22 protein-coding genes and 1 tRNA gene are annotated in these 21,803 nt (G+C 42.6%); 20 read left to right on the top strand and 3 right to left on the bottom strand.

Annotated features, from left to right (window positions below):
- Positions 1-101: 101 nt before the first annotated feature.
- Positions 102-174, bottom strand: a tRNA-Lys gene (locus FFM74_RS08615).
- Between the two features lie 318 nt (positions 175-492).
- On the opposite strand from FFM74_RS08615, the gene yycF reads away from it, so the two are divergent.
- The 10 genes from yycF (at position 493) to FFM74_RS08665 (ending at position 10,995) form a co-directional block, all read left to right on the top strand.
- Positions 493-1,200, top strand: a complete 708-nt coding sequence (gene yycF, locus FFM74_RS08620) for a response regulator YycF (protein ID WP_137626223.1) — start codon at positions 493-495, stop codon at positions 1,198-1,200.
- A 13-nt stretch (positions 1,201-1,213) separates the two neighbouring features.
- Positions 1,214-3,088 (top strand): cell wall metabolism sensor histidine kinase WalK, encoded by a 1,875-nt coding sequence (gene walK / locus FFM74_RS08625; protein WP_137626224.1) that lies wholly within the window; start codon positions 1,214-1,216, stop codon positions 3,086-3,088.
- The gene (locus tag FFM74_RS08630) at positions 3,069-4,394 is read left to right on the top strand and encodes a YycH family regulatory protein (protein WP_137626225.1); all 1,326 of its coding nucleotides are present in this window, start codon (positions 3,069-3,071) and stop codon (positions 4,392-4,394) included. Before walK ends, FFM74_RS08630 begins: the two co-directional genes overlap by 20 nt.
- Positions 4,395-4,406: 12 nt before the next feature.
- Positions 4,407-5,276, top strand: a complete 870-nt coding sequence (locus FFM74_RS08635; RefSeq protein ID WP_137626226.1) for a two-component system regulatory protein YycI — start codon at positions 4,407-4,409, stop codon at positions 5,274-5,276.
- 167 nt (positions 5,277-5,443) lie between these two features.
- Positions 5,444-6,259: an MBL fold metallo-hydrolase gene (locus FFM74_RS08640; protein ID WP_137626227.1), complete on the top strand. Its 816-nt coding sequence runs from the start codon at positions 5,444-5,446 to the stop codon at positions 6,257-6,259.
- A 113-nt stretch (positions 6,260-6,372) separates the two neighbouring features.
- Positions 6,373-7,635 (top strand): S1C family serine protease, encoded by a 1,263-nt coding sequence (locus FFM74_RS08645; RefSeq protein WP_137626228.1) that lies wholly within the window; start codon positions 6,373-6,375, stop codon positions 7,633-7,635.
- Positions 7,636-8,181: 546 nt separating this feature from the next.
- Positions 8,182-8,661 carry a 23S rRNA (pseudouridine(1915)-N(3))-methyltransferase RlmH gene (gene rlmH / locus FFM74_RS08650; RefSeq protein WP_137626229.1) on the top strand — a complete coding sequence of 160 codons (480 nt, stop codon included), beginning with the start codon at positions 8,182-8,184 and terminating at the stop codon, positions 8,659-8,661.
- Between the two features lie 285 nt (positions 8,662-8,946).
- Positions 8,947-9,120 carry a GNAT family N-acetyltransferase gene (locus FFM74_RS13885; RefSeq protein WP_414672077.1) on the top strand — a complete coding sequence of 58 codons (174 nt, stop codon included), beginning with the start codon at positions 8,947-8,949 and terminating at the stop codon, positions 9,118-9,120.
- A 59-nt stretch (positions 9,121-9,179) separates the two neighbouring features.
- On the top strand, positions 9,180-10,178 hold the full coding sequence (locus FFM74_RS13705; RefSeq protein WP_179951380.1) for a hypothetical protein: 999 nt from the start codon (positions 9,180-9,182) through the stop codon (positions 10,176-10,178).
- Positions 10,179-10,452: 274 nt separating this feature from the next.
- The gene (locus tag FFM74_RS08665) at positions 10,453-10,995 is read left to right on the top strand and encodes a TetR/AcrR family transcriptional regulator (protein WP_171000690.1); all 543 of its coding nucleotides are present in this window, start codon (positions 10,453-10,455) and stop codon (positions 10,993-10,995) included.
- Here FFM74_RS08665 and FFM74_RS08670 read toward each other — a convergent pair.
- Positions 10,976-11,803 (bottom strand): N-acyl homoserine lactonase family protein, encoded by an 828-nt coding sequence (locus FFM74_RS08670; protein ID WP_137626232.1) that lies wholly within the window; start codon positions 11,801-11,803, stop codon positions 10,976-10,978. The two genes, FFM74_RS08665 and FFM74_RS08670, sit on opposite strands and share 20 nt — an antisense overlap.
- Positions 11,804-12,407: 604 nt before the next feature.
- Here FFM74_RS08670 and FFM74_RS08675 point away from each other — a divergent pair.
- The 3 genes from FFM74_RS08675 to FFM74_RS08680 all read left to right on the top strand — a co-directional run bounded on the left by FFM74_RS08675 (position 12,408) and on the right by FFM74_RS08680 (position 15,277).
- Positions 12,408-13,595 (top strand): hypothetical protein, encoded by a 1,188-nt coding sequence (locus FFM74_RS08675; protein WP_137626233.1) that lies wholly within the window; start codon positions 12,408-12,410, stop codon positions 13,593-13,595.
- A 125-nt stretch (positions 13,596-13,720) separates the two neighbouring features.
- Positions 13,721-13,867: a hypothetical protein gene (locus FFM74_RS13655; protein WP_171000691.1), complete on the top strand. Its 147-nt coding sequence runs from the start codon at positions 13,721-13,723 to the stop codon at positions 13,865-13,867.
- 24 nt (positions 13,868-13,891) lie between these two features.
- Positions 13,892-15,277, top strand: coding sequence for a hypothetical protein (locus FFM74_RS08680; protein WP_137626234.1), 1,386 nt, complete (start codon positions 13,892-13,894; stop codon positions 15,275-15,277).
- 54 nt (positions 15,278-15,331) lie between these two features.
- Here FFM74_RS08680 and FFM74_RS08685 read toward each other — a convergent pair whose 3' ends face one another.
- Positions 15,332-15,907, bottom strand: a complete 576-nt coding sequence (locus tag FFM74_RS08685) for a TetR/AcrR family transcriptional regulator (protein ID WP_137626235.1) — start codon at positions 15,905-15,907, stop codon at positions 15,332-15,334.
- Between the two features lie 145 nt (positions 15,908-16,052).
- Here FFM74_RS08685 and FFM74_RS08690 point away from each other — a divergent pair, with 145 nt between their 5' ends.
- The 7 genes from FFM74_RS08690 to FFM74_RS08720 all read left to right on the top strand — a co-directional run bounded on the left by FFM74_RS08690 (position 16,053) and on the right by FFM74_RS08720 (position 21,686).
- Positions 16,053-16,235, top strand: coding sequence for a hypothetical protein (locus FFM74_RS08690; RefSeq protein ID WP_137626236.1), 183 nt, complete (start codon positions 16,053-16,055; stop codon positions 16,233-16,235).
- Between the two features lie 136 nt (positions 16,236-16,371).
- Positions 16,372-16,782 (top strand): UPF0158 family protein, encoded by a 411-nt coding sequence (locus tag FFM74_RS08695; protein ID WP_137626237.1) that lies wholly within the window; start codon positions 16,372-16,374, stop codon positions 16,780-16,782.
- A gap of 11 nt (positions 16,783-16,793) precedes the next feature.
- Positions 16,794-17,336 carry a plasmid pRiA4b ORF-3 family protein gene (locus tag FFM74_RS08700; protein ID WP_137626238.1) on the top strand — a complete coding sequence of 181 codons (543 nt, stop codon included), beginning with the start codon at positions 16,794-16,796 and terminating at the stop codon, positions 17,334-17,336.
- Between the two features lie 293 nt (positions 17,337-17,629).
- The gene (locus FFM74_RS08705; RefSeq protein WP_137626239.1) at positions 17,630-18,490 is read left to right on the top strand and encodes an SDR family NAD(P)-dependent oxidoreductase; all 861 of its coding nucleotides are present in this window, start codon (positions 17,630-17,632) and stop codon (positions 18,488-18,490) included.
- 29 nt (positions 18,491-18,519) lie between these two features.
- The gene (locus FFM74_RS08710) at positions 18,520-19,365 is read left to right on the top strand and encodes an acetoacetate decarboxylase family protein (protein ID WP_137626240.1); all 846 of its coding nucleotides are present in this window, start codon (positions 18,520-18,522) and stop codon (positions 19,363-19,365) included.
- Positions 19,366-19,382: 17 nt separating this feature from the next.
- Positions 19,383-20,030, top strand: a complete 648-nt coding sequence (locus FFM74_RS08715) for a nitroreductase family protein (protein WP_137626241.1) — start codon at positions 19,383-19,385, stop codon at positions 20,028-20,030.
- Between the two features lie 120 nt (positions 20,031-20,150).
- Positions 20,151-21,686 (top strand): PucR family transcriptional regulator, encoded by a 1,536-nt coding sequence (locus FFM74_RS08720; protein ID WP_137626242.1) that lies wholly within the window; start codon positions 20,151-20,153, stop codon positions 21,684-21,686.
- Positions 21,687-21,803: the final 117 nt, after the last annotated feature.

Below are 21,803 nucleotides of genomic sequence, written 5' to 3' on the forward strand. Positions count from 1 at the left end.
CACTAGGTGATTGTCATGTGTTATGCTCAAATTAAGGGTATAAAAAAATCAGCTTTCACGGTGGATTATCACAGCGTGAAAACTGATTAGTGGTTATATGATGGGCAGTCAGGGGATCGAACCCTGGACCCACGGATTAAGAGTCCGTTGCTCTGCCAGCTGAGCTAACTGCCCATAACTCAACAAAAAATATAATATCATGAATCGGGGACGCTGACAATACTATTTTAGCTTTTTTTTCAAAAAAGGCGACTTTTTCAGTAAAATTGACAATCGATAGTCGTTTTAAATGATCGTTAATTCCCTAATAAAGCGCGGTATCATGCGGATTAGCAAACAAAGAAAGCCACGGTTATTTGTGATATACTAAAAATAGCGCTGAAAAGTGATTTTCAGCGCGCCAGACGCAGGTCAGGGCTCAGCGACCTGTACTAATCGACGTTTACCTAAATTTGACTTGAACTTGTATTCCCCTAAGGAGGAAGAAGTGTTATGAAAAAAATCTTAGTTGTTGATGATGAGAAACCAATCTCAGATATTATGAAGTTTAATTTAACCAAAGAAGGTTATGAAGTCCACGTTGCCGCCGATGGTGAAGAAGCGCTACAAAAAGTGGAAGAAGTCCATCCCGATTTAATTCTCTTAGATTTAATGTTACCAAAAATGGATGGGCTGGAAGTTGCCCGGCAAGTTCGGAAGAATTATGACATGCCAATCATTATGGTCACGGCCAAGGATTCAGAACTCGATAAAGTCTTAGGACTAGAACTCGGTGCGGATGATTATGTGACTAAGCCATTTTCAAATCGTGAATTAGTGGCCCGAGTTAAGGCCAATTTGCGACGGCAAGGAACACCAGCAGCGCAGCCGGCTGAAGAAGAAGCGAACTCTGATATTGAAATCGGCGACCTGGTCATTCATCCAGATGCTTACATGGTTTCAAAACGTGGGGACAATATTGAATTGACCCACCGCGAATTTGAATTGCTGCACTATTTGGCGCAACACATTGGCCAAGTGATGACGCGTGAACATTTATTGCAAACGGTCTGGGGTTACGATTATTTTGGTGACGTGCGGACGGTCGATGTGACGGTGCGGCGCTTACGTGAAAAGGTTGAAGATAATCCAAGCCATCCAAAGTGGTTAGTGACACGGCGGGGTGTCGGATATTATCTCCGCAATCCTGAAAATGAGTAGAGGTCATTAAACCGTGTTTAAACTGAAGCGGAAGAACTTTTTTAAGTCGATTAATTTCAAAATTGCGCTAGTTTTCGCGTTATTGCTCTTGATTACGCTGGAAATCGTTGGCGCGATTTTTGTGCGGCAATTGGAATCCAAAAACTTGGATCAATTTAAAACACAAGTCCAAATTCCAACGTATGTCGACAACTCATTAGCAGAACAATTATCGTCCACTAATACGACGAAGGCCAATGCGCAACTGAAAACGATCTTGTCAGATATTAATAACTCGAATATTGATGAGGTCCGAGTCATTGATAGTAAGGGTACGATTCGTGGGACTAATGATGTGAATGATCAGGCGGTTGTGGGTCAAAAAACAACTGATCGTAATGTCAAAAATGCAATTTATAATAATCGCTCGTACACTAAGAATACCTATGACACCTCGAATAATAGCCAGTATTATATTTCGATTGTGCCCTTGTATAGCTCAAATACGACTGGTAATAACAGTCAGTTAGTTGGGGTATTGTATGTACGGGCTAATATGAAGTCTGTTTATAATACAATCAATTCAATTATGCAGATTTTTGCCGTTGCGTCACTAGTAGCGATGGCGCTCGGACTCGGAATTGCCATCATTATTGCCCGGGCAATTACGCGGCCAATCGAGGAAATGAAGCGGCAGACCCAACGGATTTCGCGTGGTGATTATGCGGGTCAAGTCCGGGTTTACAGCGATGACGAATTGGGCCAACTTGCCGGCGCCATTAATAATTTGTCGATTCGTGTGGAAGAGTCGCAAGAATCGACCGAAGCGGAACGGCGTCGGTTGGACAGTGTTCTCGCACATATGAGCGATGGCGTTATTGCGACCGATCGACGTGGCAATATTACGATTATTAATGAAACCGCGTCTGATTTTGTCGACGTGACCGCTGAAAAAGCCATTGGTAACTCAATTTTGGACATGTTGCAGATTCGTGATAGCTATTCGTTACGTGATTTGATTGAAAATCAAGATGAATTGACCCTAGACTTCTCGTCAAATGAGCGGGATTTAATCTTAAACGCTTATTTCTCACTGATTCAACGAGAATCTGGGTTTATTAGCGGCTTGGTCTGTGTCTTACATGATGTGACGGAACAACAAAAGATCGATAACGACCGGAAACAATTCGTTTCGAATGTGTCGCATGAATTGCGGACACCACTGACGAGTTTGCGTAGTTACATCGAAGCGTTGAGTGATGGTGCTTGGAAAGATCCCGAAGTCGCACCCGGTTTCTTAAAAGTGACTCAAGAAGAAACGGACCGTATGATTCGTATGATTAATGAGCTGTTAAGCTTGTCACGGATGGATTCTGGCACGACGCGGGTCGACATGGAACTCGTTAATATCAACGAAATGTTCAACTATGTGCTGAACCGCTTTGATATGATTTTGAAAAAAGATGATAATCCCGCCAAGTACTATACGATTAAACGGGAATTTACGAAACGAGACCTCTGGGTTGAAATCGATACCGATAAGTTTACGCAAGTCCTTGATAACATTATGAACAACGCCATCAAGTATTCGCCTGATGGTGGGGTGGTGACTTGTCGTTTACTTGAGACTCATAATCAAGTGATTATTAGTATTAGTGACCAAGGTCTTGGGATTCCACGTGCTGATCTGGGGCATGTTTTCGACCGGTTCTTCCGGGTTGATAAGGCCCGGTCACGAGCCCAAGGCGGGACTGGCTTGGGGTTAGCGATCTCCAAAGAAGTCGTCCAACTATTAGGTGGCCGTATTTGGGTCGACAGTGTTGAAGGTCAAGGGTCGACTTTCTATATTTCGTTGCCGTATGAACCTTATGAAGAGGAGGATCTTTGGGATGACGACTCGCAAGCTTAGACGCCTTATTTTGCCCGTTACCTTAACTTTATTGATCATTCTCAGTGTCGGACTGTCGGTCTACATTTGGACGAATCCGTCGCGTTATGAGCATGAAAATAAAGTCAGTACCGCCTCTTCAAGTTCAACCTTAGCCACGCGGACGATTGATGATATCTATTTGCCAACCCAGCTAGTACACACCGACTCTGCGGGAAAGCAGACTTTGTTGATCAATAAGAATGTCAGCTTGGTTAGTCAATTTAAAACGCAAATTAGTCAATGGCACGCGACGAGTATCGTGAAGGTCCGAGTCACGTCTGCCAAGAGTTATGAAGCCTTACTCAATGGGCAAGATTCCTATGTGCTAAATTTTCCGGACAGCGTCACGGTGGCGATGTTCAACACGATTTTTAATCAAAATTTGAAAAATTACCGGTCATCCGAATTTAGTCGCGTCGTGATTCCGGTCAACGATACCGACCACTTATATTTGCTCAATGACAGCAAACATCAAATCTATAGTGTCCGGCTAGAAAAGAAATCCTTAAAAATGATGCGGAAGGTGTTGCAGGCCAAAAAGGTGACCGCCATTGCGGTTAAGATGACCTATGAGGGCAATACCACCTATCTGGATTATACGCAGCCAGTGACGATGCAGCATTATAGCTACTTGATGAATGAACAGTCTGCGAGTCAATTAGCCAACCGGTTGCTGGATTCCGATGGCAATTCGTCCGTTTCGGTTCGAACCCATAATGGTGAACAGATCTATACGACCGGGGCCTTTAAACGGATGACGGTGAATAATAAACTCGGGACGGTTTATTTTGAAGATTACAGCGATTCCGGTGATACGCGCCAGATTTCATTTACGACGCAGTTACAGAAGAGCTATAGTCACTTGGTTAACCTTGGCGTTCCGATGGATAATATTCGTTACTATGGTTACGATACAACGAGTAGCAGTGTGATCTATCGGAGTTATGTGGAAGGTTTTCCAATTTTTAATCAAACGGAAAATGGTGATGTGCGTATTCAGATGACCTCAAATGGCCTGGATCGCTACTATTTTTCATTGGACAGTTTGCAAGTGCCTGTGCCAACTACTGGCAAGCAGACGGCGGTAACGTTGCCGAGCTCAACGACGGTGTTAAAACAATTAGTCGCAGCGGGTTATAAAGATAATAAGATTGGTAGTATTGAATTAGGCTATCAATGGTCGCAAAATAAGTCGTCTAAACTGGTGATTGACTTAACGCCGACCTATTACGTCTACTATAATGGTGCTTGGCGGACGTATACGTCGATGCTGAACGAATCGTAAGGGGGCGGCGCAATGAATTTTCGAAGAATTGAATGGATTTTCATGATGGCGTTTGTCGTCCTTGATATTTTCCTAGTTTATATGTTTGTGCAGACCAGTTCGAGTGATACGAGTACCAAATCATCAAGTGATACGTCGACGACGGTGATTCGTGAAATGCGGGATGACAATATTAGTTTTAGTAATCCTAGCAGCAATGAGGGCACCGGTTATTATATCGCTGGCAATAACGATAGCGGTTTGAAGCAACATCTGGGTCAGCTAACTGAACAGACGCCGCGATTGGTGACCACTAGTAAATTAACGAGTCTATTGCATACCACTATGGCCGTCGATAAGGATCACCCACAAGTGGATTTGGATGCCTTCGTTAAACAAGCGACCAATGTGATTCATGGAGATCAGTATGTCTATTCAGCGGCGTTATCCTCTTCCAGCGACTACGTGTATGTTCAAAAAGTGGCTGATGGCGAGATTATGACGGGAACGGGTCAATTGCACTTGCTGGTTAATAAAAATCATCAGTTGATCAGTTATACGCAGTCATACGTGAATAACGTCAAGACATTGCGTGAAAAAGCGGTCACGATTAGTGAAAAGAAAGCCTTGGTTGCACTGTATCAGTATAATCAAGTTTCTAATAACTCACGCATCGTTTGGGGAAAGTTAGGCTATACCCGCCTACTTAAGCTGAAAGATAGCAGTGTGTATGTGCCAACTTGGCTGTTCGCAGTTAAAAGTAAAAATAGTGCCAACTACAGTTTGCATCGGATCAATGCCTTTACGGGCGCTGCAATGAAGACTGGCAGTACGGAAGCCGCCACTGAGGATGCTAGCGGCGAAAGCAGTACCGCAGGGATGATTTGGCAGGTGGCCTCTTAATGAGAGTCGATAACGTCTGGAATTTTGGTTCCAGGCGTTTTTTTATTATCGTTGAACTGGTCAAGGTTGTGCTTGGCCCTTGAACGCCTGCCTTGCACAGCGGACCTAAAAGCGTGTATCATAACAACGGTAGTTACTGAATTTCAGAGATGGGAAGAACCTAAATAATGGTATTAAAATTAGCAACGGATCAAATGCAAGTTAGTGTCTTAGCGTCTGGGAGCACTGGGAACGTGACGTATATTGAAACGCCTGAACATAAAGTCTTAGTTGACGCGGGGTTGAGCGGTAAAAAGATCGCAGCCCTGATGACGTCAATTGGGCGTGACATTAATGAAGTAGACAGTCTTTTCGTGACCCATGAACATACCGATCATTGTCACTCGGCCGGCATTCTCGCGCGAAAGTACGGGCTAGATGTGTATGCCAACCAGGGAACTTGGGACGCAATGTCGCATCGAATCGGGGAAGTACCAGCGGAATTAAAGCATGTTTTTGATCCCGATACCACCCTAGGTTTGGGTGATTTGGATATTGAATCGTTCAGCGTTTCGCACGATGCGGCTGAACCGCAATTTTATGAATTGCACCATGCGGGTAAATCGTTCGTGATTATCACCGATACCGGTTATGTCTCTGAACACGTTGAAGGGGTCATCAGCAATGCTGATGGGTATCTCTTTGAATGTAATCATGATTTGGAAATGTTACGAATGGGGCGCTATCCTTGGCCGCTAAAACAACGAATTCTCGGCGATGAGGGTCATTTATCAAATGAAGATAGTGCCAATGCGTTGATGGACGTGATTGGTCAGCGGACGAAGCGTATCTACTTAGGTCATCGGAGCCAAGATAATAATATGAAGACGTTAGCGCACTTGACGGTTGCGTCGATGATGACCGAACATGATTTTGGCGTTGAACATGATTTCCAACTTTATGATACGGATCCAGAGACCGCAACGAAGTTAGTCACGCTCTAATAACGATTTAACAGTTACACAATTGTTCAGTCATAAAAAAATCATATTTTTTAGCTAGAATGAAGTTAAAACTTAGTATTACGTAGGGAGGGATCGCGTTTCGACGCGAAATTATGGCAAATAACTCATTAGTTAAGGTCGCTGTAACTGCACTTGTTGCCGGCTTGTTAGGTGGCGGGGTCGCTTATGGGGGCATCAATTACTTCAGCAATAATAATGTCACAACGTCTTCGACCAGTGTTCCAACCGGTTCTAACAAATCTGGGTCAACTTCCACGGCCAATGTGAAAGTTAATGTCAGTTCCCAAGCCACGAAAGTCTTTAAAGATAATAAGGCGGCCGTGGTCTCTGTAATCAATTTGCAAAAGCAAAGTACTTCTAGCGGTTGGAGCGGTATTTTAGGCGGTGCGGATGGGTCGAATGATGATAGCTCCAGTTCTAGTTCTTCTAGTAACAGCAAGTTACAAGAGTATAGCGAGGGTTCTGGGCTCATTTATAAGACTAGCGGCAATGCAGCCTATATTGTGACGAATAATCACGTGGTGAGTGGTTCTAATGCCATTCAAGTGATTATGAGTAACGGGACCAAACTTTCTGCTAAATTAGTTGGGACGGATTCCGTCACTGATTTGGCCGTGTTGAAGATTAACTCGGCTAAAGTTACGAAGACTGCTAGCTTTGGTAATTCAGACAATATCGAAGTTGGTGAAAATGCGTTGGCGATTGGGTCGCCACTTGGGTCCAATTACGCGACGACCTTAACGGAAGGCATCATTTCCGCTAAGAAACGGACGGTGGCCACGACGAATACATCTGGTCAACAAACTGGGTACGCCACAGTCATTCAAACGGATGCCGCGATTAACCCTGGGAACTCTGGTGGGCCACTCTTCAATTTAGCCGGCCAAGTGATTGGGATTAACTCCATGAAGCTATCTTCTGATAGTTCTGGAACGAGCGTTGAAGGGATGGGCTTTGCCATTCCAAGTAACGAAGTGGTGAAGATCATCAATGAATTGGTTGCCAATGGCGAAGTCGTTCGACCAGCCTTGGGCGTTGCGACCTATAATCTTTCAAGTATTTCCGCGAGTGATCGTAAATCAGTCTTGAAGTTGCCAACGAGTGTGACTAGTGGTGTCGTGATTATGAAGACCTACTCAGGATCACCTGCCAAGGCCGCTGGATTAGCAAAATATGATGTGATTACCGAACTTGGTGGTAAGAAGATTACCAGTTTAGCCAACTTGCGGACCGCGTTGTATGAGCATAAAGTGAACGATACCGTGACAGTAAAGTATTATCATGAGGGGTCACTAAAGACCGCCAACATGAAGTTAACGGAAACTACCAAAACGTTAACAAAACAGTCCAATTAAAGATTAAGCTTTCATGAGCGTGTTAGGATACCAACCGTGTCCTGGCGCGCTTTTTTGTGTGTTGCTTGAAAAGCCGAAGACCGATTTTTCAAGCGACTATGATACTGGGCGATTATCAAGTTGCGGGTGAGAGAAACCGAACGAAGGGAGTCAAATCACGAAAAACCATTTTTTACCAGTCGTGTGACTGGTGGCTAATTGTGCATAACTTCGGGGATAACTTTCACCCTTGGTTGTGGTAATTTATTAACAAGCGACAGGTCGGTAATTTGGCCTGTTTAGAAGTTATGCACAAGCAGGACTTTTGGCTGTGGATTAAATTTTTAAAATTTATTTTAATTGAATGAGTTTGTTGATATAATGGGATTTATAACCGACTTCTACGAACAAATGTTGCTGTGGAAAACTGTGGATAAGTCGGAGAGAACTTGACAAAAGCGGTCTAAATAAATGTTGTGGCAAACATACGTTCAACACAATATATAGAGAAATTAGTTATGCACCTGTGGATAACTTTGTTGATAACTTGTGTAAAGGTGGTAGATTATGAACATCAAAATTATCTGTGTCGGAAAATTAAAGGAAAAATACTTCAAACAGGGGATTGCGGAATATGCGAAGCGGATGAGTAAATTCGCAAAATTCCAAATTGTCGAAGTTCCCGATGAAAAGGCGCCCGAGTCATTAAGTAACGCAGAGATGGCTAATGTCATGCAAAAAGAAGGCGAACGGATTTTAGATAAGATCAAGGATCGCGATTACGTCTATGCATTAGCGATATTAGGAAAAGAACGCTCAAGTGAAGAATTCGCCGCGGAAATTGATAAGTTAACGACGTACGGGCACAGCGATATTGATTTTGTCATCGGCGGCTCGCTGGGGTTGGCGCCGGAAGTTCTGAAGCGTGCCGACACGCAGATTTCGTTTGGACGCTTTACGTTGCCACATCAGTTGATGCGGTTAGTGTTGACGGAGCAGGTTTATCGGGCGTTTATGATTAATATTGGGTCTCCGTACCACAAGTAGTGCCATCAGTGAAGGCATATAGTATTATTTGTGATAAAGAGGAGAAATACCAGCGGGTCATACGTTTCGATATCATCCGATGCAACAAAGCGATGCGAGTATGATTCATGAACTCATTTGTAAGCTGCTATTGTATCAACCTCAGCTCAGCGATACAGAACGCTCGCTCTCTGAAATCATGGCAAGTTCTAGCGAAAATACTTTTGTTTGTGTAAGTGAAGAGCGTGTAGTTGGCTTTATCCACATCGCCATTTATCATAGCCTGTTAGTGGCACCACGCTGAATATCATGGGTATAACGGTTAGTTCTGATTTTCAGCATCTGGGTATCGGTCGCCGTTTAATTGAAATAGTTGAAGATGAAGCGCGGACGCATTCGATTCACAATATTCGGGATGAATTCTGGTATCGAGCGGGAAGGTGCACATCATTTCTGCCGGTCGTTAGTCTTTTCGATTGATAAGACTCAATTCAAATTATCTAAACAGCTTGACTAAATTAATTTAGGAGGATGATAACATGACACTGAGGGACCGGCTGGCCATGGGTCTCAAAAGAGCCGTGGCACTTGATATCATCAAGTATGGTAATCCGAACTGCCCGTATTGCGGTAGTACGTCGGTGGCAAGTATTCGCTACGGACTGGTTCACGCTGATGATGTGCACGATCAATTAGATTCTGGGGAAATCACTTTGGGTGGCTGTATGATTTCAGATACGGGGGACCCAGCGTTTGAGTGTAATCTTTGTTATCAGACATTCGATACTGATTTGAGTTGGGTGAAATTCATGCAATTACGTAATCAAGCTTCACCATACTCAGGCCGTTGGAAAAAATTTCGTGAACACCAGGATTGGAGAAATGTCGCTTATTGCGAATTATCGGCTATTTGCGCCACCACGACTCTTGAGCAGGCTGTCCTGGCGGGACGTCAAATTGAAGGAGAAACGGCACAGGATACTGTAATCAATCATTTTTTCTGCGACTGGCGGACTGGCAAAGCTGTTTGGTGTTGGCTATATCGAGCTGGAGATGTTTTTACTTTTGACGAAAACACTCGATGCTTAATTCGTAAGGCTGATTATTTAGACACAGATAATTATATGTTTGATTGCGATGAGGACGTTGTGGTTTACATTGAACCTAATCTATATGAAGTTAGTGCCGAAAAATTTTTTGCTTATTTGAACGAGCAAAATTTATTAAATCAACATAGGCGGGCTCAAGTTGGACTAGCACAGTACACCGGGGAACGGACGGATTTGCGCCATGACAAATTATATGAAGTGGAAGTACTGCTTGATCACACATTTAGAATGCCTACAGAAAATGGTGATTGGCGGACAATTAACTTGCTAGAAGAAACGCATCAGACACCTCTGAACCTTGGTAAAGCTAGGTATCCTGAAGTCTTGTATAGGAACGATGATTGGACAGTATCTTATGGTGAATATTTTGCCAAGGATGCTGCAGAATTAGGATCGTATTCTATAAAGGGTTTCAACATGGCAAAATAGCAAAGTATTGGCGTAGGATTTGTTGTTTTAGCGCTAGCACTATTTTTGGTGAGTTATCATGTTTGCCTGAGTTTAAGTTAACTAAGCGTGGAAAGTTTATTATTGGTTGCTCAGATCAACGCAGTTATCTCTAATATGGGAGTCCGTACTACAAATGACGGGCTAATACTTGGAAGCTTTTATCATAAAATAGCGTATCGAGTAAATGATGTTATCTCAATACGCTTTATTTTTATCCTATGGGTGCGATAAGCTATTGTTTGGAGGTGTCGTGATGACTGATATGCGAAAATTTAAGAGCAAGCGTGACATTCAAAATGGCTTAATTGATTGTCTTGCAACACAGGACTTTGCTGATATTACGGTAAATAACATTTGCACACAAGCTTTGGTGGGCCGTAGTACTTTCTACCATCATTACGAGGATAAGTATGCGTTATTGACAGAGATAGTGACTGATTATGCTGATAAGTTTAGCCAATTATTAACCGTACGTATTGCAAAGATCACTAACGATGAACCGCTAGTTAGATTGTATCAAGGACTAGCTACCGATGCACCGGCAATTATTAGGCTACTTCAAATCCATATCAGGGACGGTGATTTGAGAGAACGCTACTTAGCCAGTTTGTCTGAGCATGCCGAGAGAATTTTGCCACAAGCACAGCTTGCTATCCCACGTTCTTTTGCACTAGACCTGTACGCATCAACGGCATTTAGCGCTATCAGTTGGGCGCTTGCCAATGGTAGTGTGACAGAAATTGCTCACTTTATGAATCACCTGATGAAGGACATCCTTAATACGGAAGTGAAATAACATGTGGATCTGTTTGCGTGTCGTGGTTTGCTAATGCTTCAACACAGTTGCTGTCATGGGCTTGTTCACGAACCCATCCAAGGCTTGTAATTGCTGCTTTACGGCTGGTACAAATTCCTGGTGTCATCATTTTTTCCCATGATTGGGTGGCATAACCGACGTCGGCGGCTAGGAGAACGTATTTACCGTTGTTACCACGGATTAAGGTGGCAGACATTCCAGTTGCATGACCTGCCGTGTGGACTTGAAGTAAGCTACCGTCCCCAAAGACATCATAGCTTTCACCGGTGGGACCAATACCATTGTTTGTATATTGATAAGTTTGCACGTTAACGCCTCGCCATTCGTGCGGCAGGTAAACTAACGGTAGGTGATTAGCGGTTTGCCATTCTGGTTGAGAGACTAAAATCTTTTTAGCCTTGGCAACGTGTTTTAAGCCACTGACATGGTCGCAGTGTAGGTGACTGAGTAAAACTAGATCTAAATCTTCTGGTTGATAACCAAGGGCGCTTAAACGTTCATCTACAGACCATCCTGCAGGTAAGTACCCCGTATTAATTTGGACTTGGGGGCCAAGTTCTTTCCAATTACTTGTACGTACTTGCTTGTTCCAACCAGTGTCAATTAGAACTAATCCTTTGGGATGCTCAATTAGATAACTTGAGACAGGTAAAGTGACTTGATTCTTTTCCGAACGAAACATGCCGGTGAAAGCCAAAGGATTATGATACAAGCCATGAAACGGCAGCGCTTTGTCGACTTTTACGAGTCCAGTATGCAAAACATGAATTCTGATTTGATTAGTCATGATGTTCCTCCAAATTGTTGATGGGATCATCATACAGTGGCAGCATGGATATTAGTAGAATCAATGCAGGTGTGAATGTTTCAAACGATACAATGACAGGGTTAAATGTCTCTTAAAACACAATTTAGAAAAAAATAGTCCAGACCATTCAAGGATTAATAATGTATGACGAATCAAGAAAGAAAAAATGAAAGCAACTATTATAAGCAGGACGCAATAAACCATATGTGATTGCTTCCAGAGGTGAAGTCAAGCCTTTAGTGGTCTAAGATCTCTAATTGAAACTGAAAGGGTTGAGATCATAGGTACGTCGGTTAGTACGGAAATCAGACGCAATTCGGACGCAATTTAGAGATAAGGGACATTACTAATACTCAAAGAAATACAAACAGGGGTGATTAAAGCGTGTTTCTTTTGTACAAGGATATTGTGAAGTAGATTCACTTGGTTGTTTTATAGACGGAACATTGCTTGTTTAATGCTATAAACAAGTGTGTTCTGAATAATTAGTCGATTGACAACCTAAGCGAAAAGATAGTAAGGGTAATCATTTTATGTATAAAAGCCAACTAATTAGGTAAGTTCTATAAGGATAGGTGAGAAAATGACTGTTCGGTGGGGTGTGCGCAGGGACGATACGGAACCAAAGTATGCTGAAACGATAGGATTTAATAGACGAAGTGAAAATATTTATCTTCGTATTTCTGATGGTTTGGGAATTTTAGCGAATCGCCAGTCTGAAAACTGGGGCAGAGATGGTTTTAAAGGGAATATTAAGATTGGCCAGGATAAGTTGTTTGATTATTGGAATGAAACGAGTTCGCCAACTGAAGAAGATATTTATACAAATTATTACGCGGGTAATGAAGCACTTTGGCGTCCTAAACTTCAAGAATATCGAAAGGTCGTTAATTTTGAAACACCAACATTGAAAAAATTACTTGTAGCACTTTATCCAGTATTAGATTCGTTAGTAGATGGCGATTATATTTTGAATGTTTGTGATATGTTACCGACTACTGGTGAGGGAACTTATTTCTATCAGTATAGTGGGTTGGAGAAAGTTAAAGATTCATCAACGATTGAAATGCCACTGTTTCAAGGGGCTTCATCTATGGATGCTGCGTTTCCGTTGTACTTGATACCTACGCAATCGGAAGCGCTAACGAATATGACTTCCAGTAATCAGGACGGATTAAATGGTATCGGTATCACACTCGGTTTTAGGGGTTTTGACAATTATTTAATTGATGGCCACCATAAGGCTAAACGAGCTTTTCAACAACATCAAACATTTCCGTGTATCTCAATTTGTTCGTTGGGAGGTGGTATTCGGAATGTCGACTTTCGTGAAATTTCAGATTTCCCAGTCAATATGAATTATTACTTATCAACTATTTCTGACTATCGGTTTTTGGATTATCCGACGACAGAGGATATTGTGATGACCTACGATTATTTTTATGAGTTCCTGGAGCTGCCATTAGCTGAGCAAGCCATTGATTTAGAGTTGGAGTTAGTAAAAGGGCAATCACAAGAAGAGATGCTACGGATTATTCAAGGCTTATTTTATAGTCACAATGTTAGTGAATATTTGAAGTTAGAACATATGATTCGATTTGACTATCCGTTTCCAGTTATCCATCGGCGTTATTATGGCCTGTTGACTAATTGGTTGGCAATCAATGGTGTTCAGGAAATACTATTACAATTTTTAATTGATAAACTTTCAGATGATGACCAGTTAAATCAATTTATTGCGGAAAGAATTGTTGAAATAGGAACATTATAAATAGTTGGTTTGGATAGTTGAATTGGACTATCAAAATTCGTGTAAAATAAACATTAGTACAGTAGAAGTTGAATACATGAACTCATAAAATAATAACGAAACCAATAATAAAGGAGTAGCAGTCAATGACGAATTCAAGCGATGAGTTATTAAGCTATTGGACAACATTTAAAAAATATGACGAATACCCTGATTTTAACGGCTATCCAACCACCGCTTTAAAGGAATCTTTGCGATTCTTTGGTGGTGTGATGACTGAAATAACACAGTAGCCAATCGCTAAACGGCAATTGGCGATGATTCTACGAGGCTTGACGCAACTTGTTGAAAATGCTGACGCAGATCCCGATAACGACGCGCAGGCGATTCTGATCTTAACCTATGACATCGTTTCAGCCTACTTACGTTGTTTAGCAGCTAACCAGATTATCACTATTGGCTTTGATGATTTAGAGACCGCCCTGATTAATTTCGAAACGCAGCACGGGTTACAGGGGACAGTCATGGCTCCTGACATGTTCTTCAAAACACCCAAAAATAATGATGACTTGCCAGAATGGCGCGCGTACGTTGCGCAGAATATCAATAGCTATACGAATGATTGGTTACAAGCCTATTTTGAAAGTCCTGCTTGGCAGCATCAAACGACGGGCATTACAAGCGACCTGCTGACATTTATTTTTACGACTTTAGCTGAAAAGGCTTATGATAGTTACCGAAAGACCCCCAAGAGTTGGACTAAAAAAGCAATTACGGGTGTGCTAACTGGATATTTTGTGTCTAACACTGACTTAACTAAAAAAGAATGCCAGCAAGTGGCACCTGCCTTGTCTGAATTTTTAACTTTTGTTGCTAGTCAAGGGTGGTTAAATGAGAAGCGGGCGAGTGATTATCAACGATTTATCACTGCGGCTGCGCCAGCAATGATTGCCAAGGCTGGTGATCAAAAAAATGCTGGTCCGGCTAAATTAGTCAGTGCCGCCTTAAAAGCGGCGAACGTTGACCTTAAGGATGAAGCTGCCGTGCAACGCTTTATTAAGCAGATTAATGACAATGGCGGTATTGACAGTTTATACGACGATGACTTACCAGCTGAAGCTGATGATACCGATATTCCTGATAACTTAATGGACTTATTAGCTCAGCCACAACAGATGGCAGCGGTCGCGACAACGTATGATCCGGATCCTGACCAGGACTATTTACGAGATGCCCATCATTCAGTTTCTGAAGGTTGGCGTGAGGCAAAAGCGATTAAGACACATGCTCTGGCTGTGGAAACGGGGCTACGGCTGTGGTTGCAACGACAGGAGTACAACATTTCAAAAGGCTGGGAATCAACGGACTTAATAATAGCGGTCGTTGATTTTATGGACGTCTTGTATGCGCAAAATTTAGTGATGCCGAGTCAATGGTCGGTGTCAGTATTTAATGAAATCGGCCACTGGTTCCGAAACGAGCAGTCAGCGGATGATTATCAGAAAATGCAACCTTTGATTGCGGGGATAGTTGGCGTTTTGCGAACGACTGAAATTCTGACGAAAAAGCAAGCTGGCCAATTACCGGCGGCCTTTAATGGCGAGCCGATACCGGTCATTGATAAGCCTAAAAAGGTGACTGGTAAAGTGATGTCGATGAAGCAAGCTCGAAAATTACTAAAAAATAAAAAACGCCGACGTTAAGCGTCAGCGTGGCCAAACAAGGTTGTTATAGACACTTGTTTGGCTTTTTCATTATTATTTGCCGTAAAATTCCAGAAAAGTTTCCTCAATATTTCGACTAATGAACTGGACTGTAAAATTGATGCAATCAGGGTCATTGCGATCGATTAAAGTGGGATTAACGAGCAATGAAATCATCCCATTTAGTAAAAAAGTTAATCTCAGGTCGTTTTCCCGATTCTGAGGCAACTTGCCGACTTGATAAATGGCCTGTTTGAAACTATTTAGCAGGACTTTAGGAAAATCGGGCGCAAAACGAAGGTTCTCAGGTTTCAACAGTGCGAGTTGCGTCGGTTGGAGCGCCGGACTGTCAGCAAATAAAAACTCGCGGACAAATGCTTGGTTATCTTGAAATAGCAATGGATAGGCCGTGGATTGTTGAATGGCTTCGTTAGCCGCGGTTGCTAGCAGTTCATCGTATAAGGCGTAAATATCAGCATAATGTAAGTAAAAGGTTCCTTTATTAATCAGTGCGGTTTGGGCTAATTCGGTAATTGTTATTTTATTGATAGGCTTTTTCAATATTAAAGTCAGCCCAGCTTGTTGAATAGCGCGTTTCGTTTTAATCACACGCAAATCTGTTTTGGACATTAGCGAGTTCCTTTCGTGATAAAAGACAATTATGGGGAATCGTTCATTATTAATCAATTGCAAGAGACTGACGATTGTTTGTGCAGCATTAGTTCCGTAAACTTAGGCTATTGTTGATAGCTTATTTATGAAAAGGAGCATTTTAATGTTAACACAATATAAAATTGGTGATTTAGTTTTTGCAAAGTTAGGGACAACGCCATTAGTTGGTGTGGTCGTTTACAAGGATAATAAGCATAGTCGTTATTTGATTCGCTTTTCGGGCGTGCAGCAGGATTATTATTCGGAAGACGAATTGACGCCATATACTTCGAAGCAAAAGAAATAGCCCTAATTAGATGCGACTTGTTAACTCAGATAATGAGCTAACCGGTCGCATCTTTTATGTTTTTGATTAATGAATTTGGTATTATGGTTGTGTTAATGACAGTCATAGTTTGGAATGAAAAGGAGGCGCTTTAGTGATGAAAGTTAAACTTAGTGAGGTTATGGAAGCGGTTGAGGGTGCTGGCGACGACATGACCTATTATTACCATACAGACACCCAAAGTATTACTTATGTTATGGCGTACGGTGATGATGACGAGCGACTTGCTGAAATTGAGGAACACTGGGATCATTATATTCAATTGCCATCTAAATATGACGTAAATGATTATCACATCATGGAAGAATTTATTTGGAATTTAGATGACGAGCAACAACAAAATCAATTGGAGAATGCCATTAGTGGTCGTGGCGCCTTCCGTTATTTTCGTGATTTAGTCGATCGATTTGAGTTGACGCAAAAATGGTATGATTTTCGTGAGGCAGCCTATGAGAAAATTGCGCGTGAATGGTGTCACGATGAGAAAATAACGATCGCAGCAGAGTAATAATCAATTATATGACAACAGTAGCAGCAATGGAGATTTTAATCAGACTAAAAGTTAAGCCAGCAGTATCTCGAAAATTAATCGTTCCGGTAACGATTCGATACGATCAACTACATGTGCTAATTCAGTTGGCCTTCGGTTGGACGAATTCACATATCTACCAGTTTCAGCCATTTCAGCAACGAGACCTAGAGTATACTTCCTACATCGATGATATGGCGATGTGGGGTGTCACTCAAATTCGGGCTGATCAAGGCTATGCTTATCCCGATTTACAGAAAGAACGAGTCGTTTATACTTATGATTTTGGCGAAGACTGGGAACATGTGATTACCTTAAAACGAACGTTGACTTTTGAGGAGCTTAAAGAGATTCAAGTGCCTAGCTGTACTTGGAGTCGTGGCGAAAATTGTGCCGAGGATGGTCAACCGGCTGAGATGGCGCAACCCTTTGACAAAGATGAGTTAAATGACAATTTGAAATTATGGTCACGGGCTGGTGAACAACTCATTCGGGGTGATGATCAAGGATTATTGCCGGATTATTTTGAATAGCAGGTTGTCATGAGTGGGTACCAGTGGTTTGATCTAAAGACGCGACTTGAAAAGGAGCCGCGTCTTTTTTTAGACCGATTGATCCCGTTTTTTGTTAACCTTGTGAATAATAAATCATTTCAAGAATGTGAATTTCCCACAATCTTCACTGCTGAATAGTGTAGCTTTTATCCATACCCAAATGCAGCTATCCCGACTACAATGAACTTGTAATTAAGTCAGCAAACGACGTCGTTCTAATTTATTTAGTTAAAACATTCACAATAACTAAGCACTAAAAGGAGCGTTTAACGATGAAGGATTTTAAGAATCAAGTCATGTTCATTACCGGTGCGGCTCATGGGTTCGGCAAGGTGATTGCCGAAGAAGGGGCGCAACGCGGGATGCGACTCGCATTAATTGATATCGATGAACCGGCTTTACAAGCAACTTACAAAGACGTCACCGATGCCGGCGCTGAAGCCATCATGATTGCCGCTGATGTCACTAAAGAAGATGCTGTCGATGCGGCTGTTGATCAAACCATGACAAAGTTTGGTCAAATCAATTTATTAATTAATAATGCTGGGATCGCTTTGCCGGGACGGATGTGGGAATTGCCAACCCGTGACTGGGAATGGATTATGCACATTAACGTCATGAGCCAAGTTTATGCGATGAAACGGATTATTCCAATCATGCTCAAGCAAAAGACCCGTTCCGATATTTTAAATGTGGCTTCCATTGCTGGTTTAGTTGACACCCCCGGGATGCCGTCTTACCATGCCAGCAAATTTGCCGCGGTTGGGATGACGGAAGCGACTGCTTATGACTTACAGCGGATCGATGCCAATATTGATATGCATGTGATGTGCCCCGGCTTTGTTCAAACCGACTTATATCACACCGAAAATCATCGCCCTGCCCAATACAGCGATCCAACCGACCCATACTATCAAAGCGAGGCTTATTTAAAAGGCCAACAATTTGCGAAGTATGTCATTACTAACGGGAAACCAATCGATTCGATTGCTGACACCGTCTTTAAAGCCTTAGAAGATAATCGTTTCTACATTTTGACGCATCCAGAATTTAATCCACTCATCAGTGATCGGGTGAACCGGATTGTGAACGATGGGGCGCCGGATGTGCATGTTATGGATGGCATTATGTAGGTCAGTCAACGTAAAAGGAGTGTTCAATTATGGCTAGTTATATGGTTAGTGATGCAGATGTTAAGAACTTTTTGAATTTACCAAGTATGAATGACCAAGCAGGGGTGGGCTTTGCTTATGCTACCGATGAAGCAGCATTGAAAGCGCTGATTCCGGCACCATTGAAATTAGTTGCGCCAGTCGTTTGTGGTTACGTGGTTCACATGGGCAAGCCAAGCTTCAGTCGGCCCTATTTGGAACAAAGCACGTTTGCACTAGTGAGTTATCAGGATAAGATGATTGGGGCCTATCCATTGACCTTATTGTTGCACGGCCCTGGGGCTGAAAGTGCCGTTATTGCGGGTCGCGAAGGCGCTGGCATTCCGAAGAAATTAGCGGACGCCATTGAAATTAATCGAAATGACAATGCGGCGACAGCAACCGTTGATCGTCATGGTAAGACCTTGTTAAGGGTTTCTTGGGAAGCGGGCGAGTTAAATGATCCGTCCATTATGCAGCAATTTGCTGGTCAACTGGCTTTAGGTAAGGAAGCTGAAATGAACAGTTTCTTCTACACCTATGATTTAGATCAGCATGAAGATGGATCGAACCATTTTACTAACGTTGAGCTTGTGGCGACCCAATTACGGTCACTTTGCGATAAGGTAGAACCAGGGAAGTTATCAATTGAAGTTGCTTCAACGGATGACGATCCTTTCGGTGAACTACCAGTTTTGAAACCATTAGGGGCTGCTTGGTTCCATTTTGACACGTCAGTCATGTACAACACCTTGAAACTTGAAAGCGTTGATGCTGATGCCACCATGCCAAAATTATTGACGGGCCGTTATGACCGTTGCTTCTTCAATCCAAGCGCAACCAACTATAAAATTTAATGAAGGCGGGCTTTAACATGAGTGAAACTAAATTTGTGAATAATGATTTTTCAGATGTGATGTTTAATCGGCATTCGGTGCGGGCGTTCGATCCGACAGTTAAAATTGACCGTGCTGAAATTGAAACGATGTTAGGTGAAGCGGCTAAAGCACCATCGGCATGCAATTTGCAGTCATGGCACTTTGTAGTCATTGATACGCCAGAAGCGAAGGAAAAATTCAAGAAGTCAGTGATGAAATTCAACTATCCGCAAGTTGATAGTGCTTCGGCAATTGTCTTTATTGCTGGGGATACGCAATCCCACTTGGTTTATCGTGATGTTTGGCAAGCCGTTTATAAAGCAGGTAATATTACTAAGGAACGGCTAGATCAAATTTTGGGCACCTTCTTACCACTTTATGAAAATGCGACACCGGAATTTTTGAAGTTTGATGCCACGATGGATTGTTCAATCGTTGGCTCGCAACTATTGTTAGTTGCCCGTGCACACGGCTACGATGCGAATGCCTTCTCGGGGATTGACTTCGAACACATGATTCCAACCTTGGGCTTAGATCCAAAGCGGTATGTGCCAATTATGGGCGTGGCAATTGGTAAAGCAGCTCAGGAACCCTTACACACCACTCGTTATGATGTGAAAACCCAGACTGAATTTCTAAATTGATTTTTTTAAGTGTCCGTTAGCGCGGGCACTTTTTTTCGTCACTTTACGTTAACGCTTACACTATCTTATAATAGACTAACGCGATTCATCTGATTAGCAGAAATGTAAGGGGGGTCATGGATGCAACTTTCACAATTAATCACGCAACTCGCAACGAAGTTTGACAGCCAACCAGTAACACCCTTGGCAAATGATCCGGTTATTTTGCAAGCACAATTTGCAACGAACCATGAGACGGTGGGACCGGCGCAGACCGTGTTGCTGCGGCCGCATGCGCCACGACAAGTGCGCTTGTGTTATGGCAATCAAGCTGTCGCTGTCGTCACGCTAGGTCCACAAACCGCGACTGTGGCAACGATTCAAAATCAATTATTACAATTGTTATTAATGATTGGTAAATTGGTTCGACCGGCAACTACGGCCTTAATAACGATCAATCAGCTGGCAATTACCGCGATTACGGCTGATTTTGATGCGGTTTTACAACAAACGGTGCAGTTACTAGGTAATCCCGTGGCAATTATTGATTTGAATGGGCAAGTTTTATCACGGTCGCATACGACGGCATTAAATGGGGCTAGTATTCAAACAACGGTCACACAAAACCAAATTGGGCGGTGGTTATTAGAGCATGGGTTTGCGACGAATAAAACGGATTTTTCGACGCAAATTTACGTGGCGCACGATAAGTTATCTTCAGTTCCGATGCTAATTACACCATTGGCGGCAAATCAAGAACCATTGGGATACCTAGTCATGCCGGCGTTGAAGACGCCACTGAGCGCGTGTCATGCGTTGTTAATCAATGATTTGGGTAAAGTTATTGCCGGGTCTTTGGTTAAAAATCAAGTTTTACCAACGGCGACCGCACAGCATGACCGCTTGTTGAATATGCTGCTGACGGAACGACAGAGTACTACTTTTGCGGCCCAGTTTGAAAAGCAACGGGTTGCTTTGCCGACTGCGATGGTTTTCTTGAAATGTGAGCCGTTGACGGGACAGTCACCAGTGGTGTTACAGCAGCGATTGCGGTATCTATTGGCGCCTGCCTTCAAAACGGTGTTGATTACGATTCACCAACAACAATGTGTGGCATTATTAAGTTTAAGCTTAGCCGATTATAATAGCCCTCAATTTAAACAACGATTGCATAAATTGACGATCCAAGCGGACTGTCGTTTGATCGTCTCCAATTTTTATCAGCATCCTGCTGATACGTTTGCGGCTTATACCGTTTGCGAACGTACGGCACAGTTAAAAACGTATCGTGGTCGGGTTGTTTTTTGTGAGGATGAATTTTATAACTTAGCTTTGGCGCGGGTCAATCATTTAGAAATTTTGCCATTTTTCATTAATCCGGCGTTGAAAGGGTTACTCGATTATGATGCCCAACATGAGACCGAGCTTGTCGCGACCTTAGATGCGTATTTAATGGCGACTTGCCATTTAACACGTACGGCGGAACAATTGTATGTTCATCCCAATACGTTGCGTAATCGGTTGAAACATATTTCAGAAATTACCGGCTGTGATTTGCGGGATGCGAATACTTGTTTTAAATTAGCTTCGGCATTTAAGCTACAGCGTTATTTGGAACGAAATAATTACACCCCAACCGTAGTGCCGACGGATGATCCGGAGCCTACTGGAAGTTAAGGGTTTAAACTGATTTTTATGCGACAAAAAAGTGATGCTGATTGCGCTAGGCCCTGTCAAGTTGTCAGATGAAATAATATAAATTTACTGTTGTCTCTAAGCGACCTCATTTCGGTA

It is taken from the genome of Lactiplantibacillus pingfangensis (assembly GCF_005404945.1).
GTDB classification, from domain to species: Bacteria; Bacillota; Bacilli; order Lactobacillales; family Lactobacillaceae; genus Lactiplantibacillus; species Lactiplantibacillus pingfangensis.

Excerpts from the sequence above, each read along its gene's own strand:
- FFM74_RS08665 (WP_171000690.1), top strand. The coding sequence starts at position 10,453 with ATGACTGATATGCGAAAATTTAAGAGCAAGCGTGACATTCAAAATGGC.
- FFM74_RS08690 (WP_137626236.1), top strand. The coding sequence starts at position 16,053 with ATGTTAACACAATATAAAATTGGTGATTTAGTTTTTGCAAAGTTAGGG.
- rlmH (WP_137626229.1), top strand. The coding sequence starts at position 8,182 with ATGAACATCAAAATTATCTGTGTCGGAAAATTAAAGGAAAAATACTTC.
- FFM74_RS08685 (WP_137626235.1), bottom strand. The coding sequence starts at position 15,907 with ATGTCCAAAACAGATTTGCGTGTGATTAAAACGAAACGCGCTATTCAA.
- FFM74_RS08700 (WP_137626238.1), top strand. The coding sequence starts at position 16,794 with ATGACAACAGTAGCAGCAATGGAGATTTTAATCAGACTAAAAGTTAAG.
- FFM74_RS08645 (WP_137626228.1), top strand. The coding sequence starts at position 6,373 with ATGGCAAATAACTCATTAGTTAAGGTCGCTGTAACTGCACTTGTTGCC.
- FFM74_RS08695 (WP_137626237.1), top strand. The coding sequence starts at position 16,372 with ATGAAAGTTAAACTTAGTGAGGTTATGGAAGCGGTTGAGGGTGCTGGC.
- FFM74_RS08710 (WP_137626240.1), top strand. The coding sequence starts at position 18,520 with ATGGCTAGTTATATGGTTAGTGATGCAGATGTTAAGAACTTTTTGAAT.
- FFM74_RS08680 (WP_137626234.1), top strand. The coding sequence starts at position 13,892 with ATGATTCTACGAGGCTTGACGCAACTTGTTGAAAATGCTGACGCAGAT.
- yycF (WP_137626223.1), top strand. The coding sequence starts at position 493 with ATGAAAAAAATCTTAGTTGTTGATGATGAGAAACCAATCTCAGATATT.
- FFM74_RS08630 (WP_137626225.1), top strand. The coding sequence starts at position 3,069 with ATGACGACTCGCAAGCTTAGACGCCTTATTTTGCCCGTTACCTTAACT.
- FFM74_RS13655 (WP_171000691.1), top strand. The coding sequence starts at position 13,721 with ATGACGAATTCAAGCGATGAGTTATTAAGCTATTGGACAACATTTAAA.
- FFM74_RS08670 (WP_137626232.1), bottom strand. The coding sequence starts at position 11,803 with ATGACTAATCAAATCAGAATTCATGTTTTGCATACTGGACTCGTAAAA.
- FFM74_RS08635 (WP_137626226.1), top strand. The coding sequence starts at position 4,407 with ATGAATTTTCGAAGAATTGAATGGATTTTCATGATGGCGTTTGTCGTC.
- FFM74_RS08675 (WP_137626233.1), top strand. The coding sequence starts at position 12,408 with ATGACTGTTCGGTGGGGTGTGCGCAGGGACGATACGGAACCAAAGTAT.
- FFM74_RS13705 (WP_179951380.1), top strand. The coding sequence starts at position 9,180 with ATGACACTGAGGGACCGGCTGGCCATGGGTCTCAAAAGAGCCGTGGCA.
- FFM74_RS08640 (WP_137626227.1), top strand. The coding sequence starts at position 5,444 with ATGGTATTAAAATTAGCAACGGATCAAATGCAAGTTAGTGTCTTAGCG.
- FFM74_RS08705 (WP_137626239.1), top strand. The coding sequence starts at position 17,630 with ATGAAGGATTTTAAGAATCAAGTCATGTTCATTACCGGTGCGGCTCAT.
- FFM74_RS08720 (WP_137626242.1), top strand. The coding sequence starts at position 20,151 with ATGCAACTTTCACAATTAATCACGCAACTCGCAACGAAGTTTGACAGC.
- FFM74_RS08715 (WP_137626241.1), top strand. The coding sequence starts at position 19,383 with ATGAGTGAAACTAAATTTGTGAATAATGATTTTTCAGATGTGATGTTT.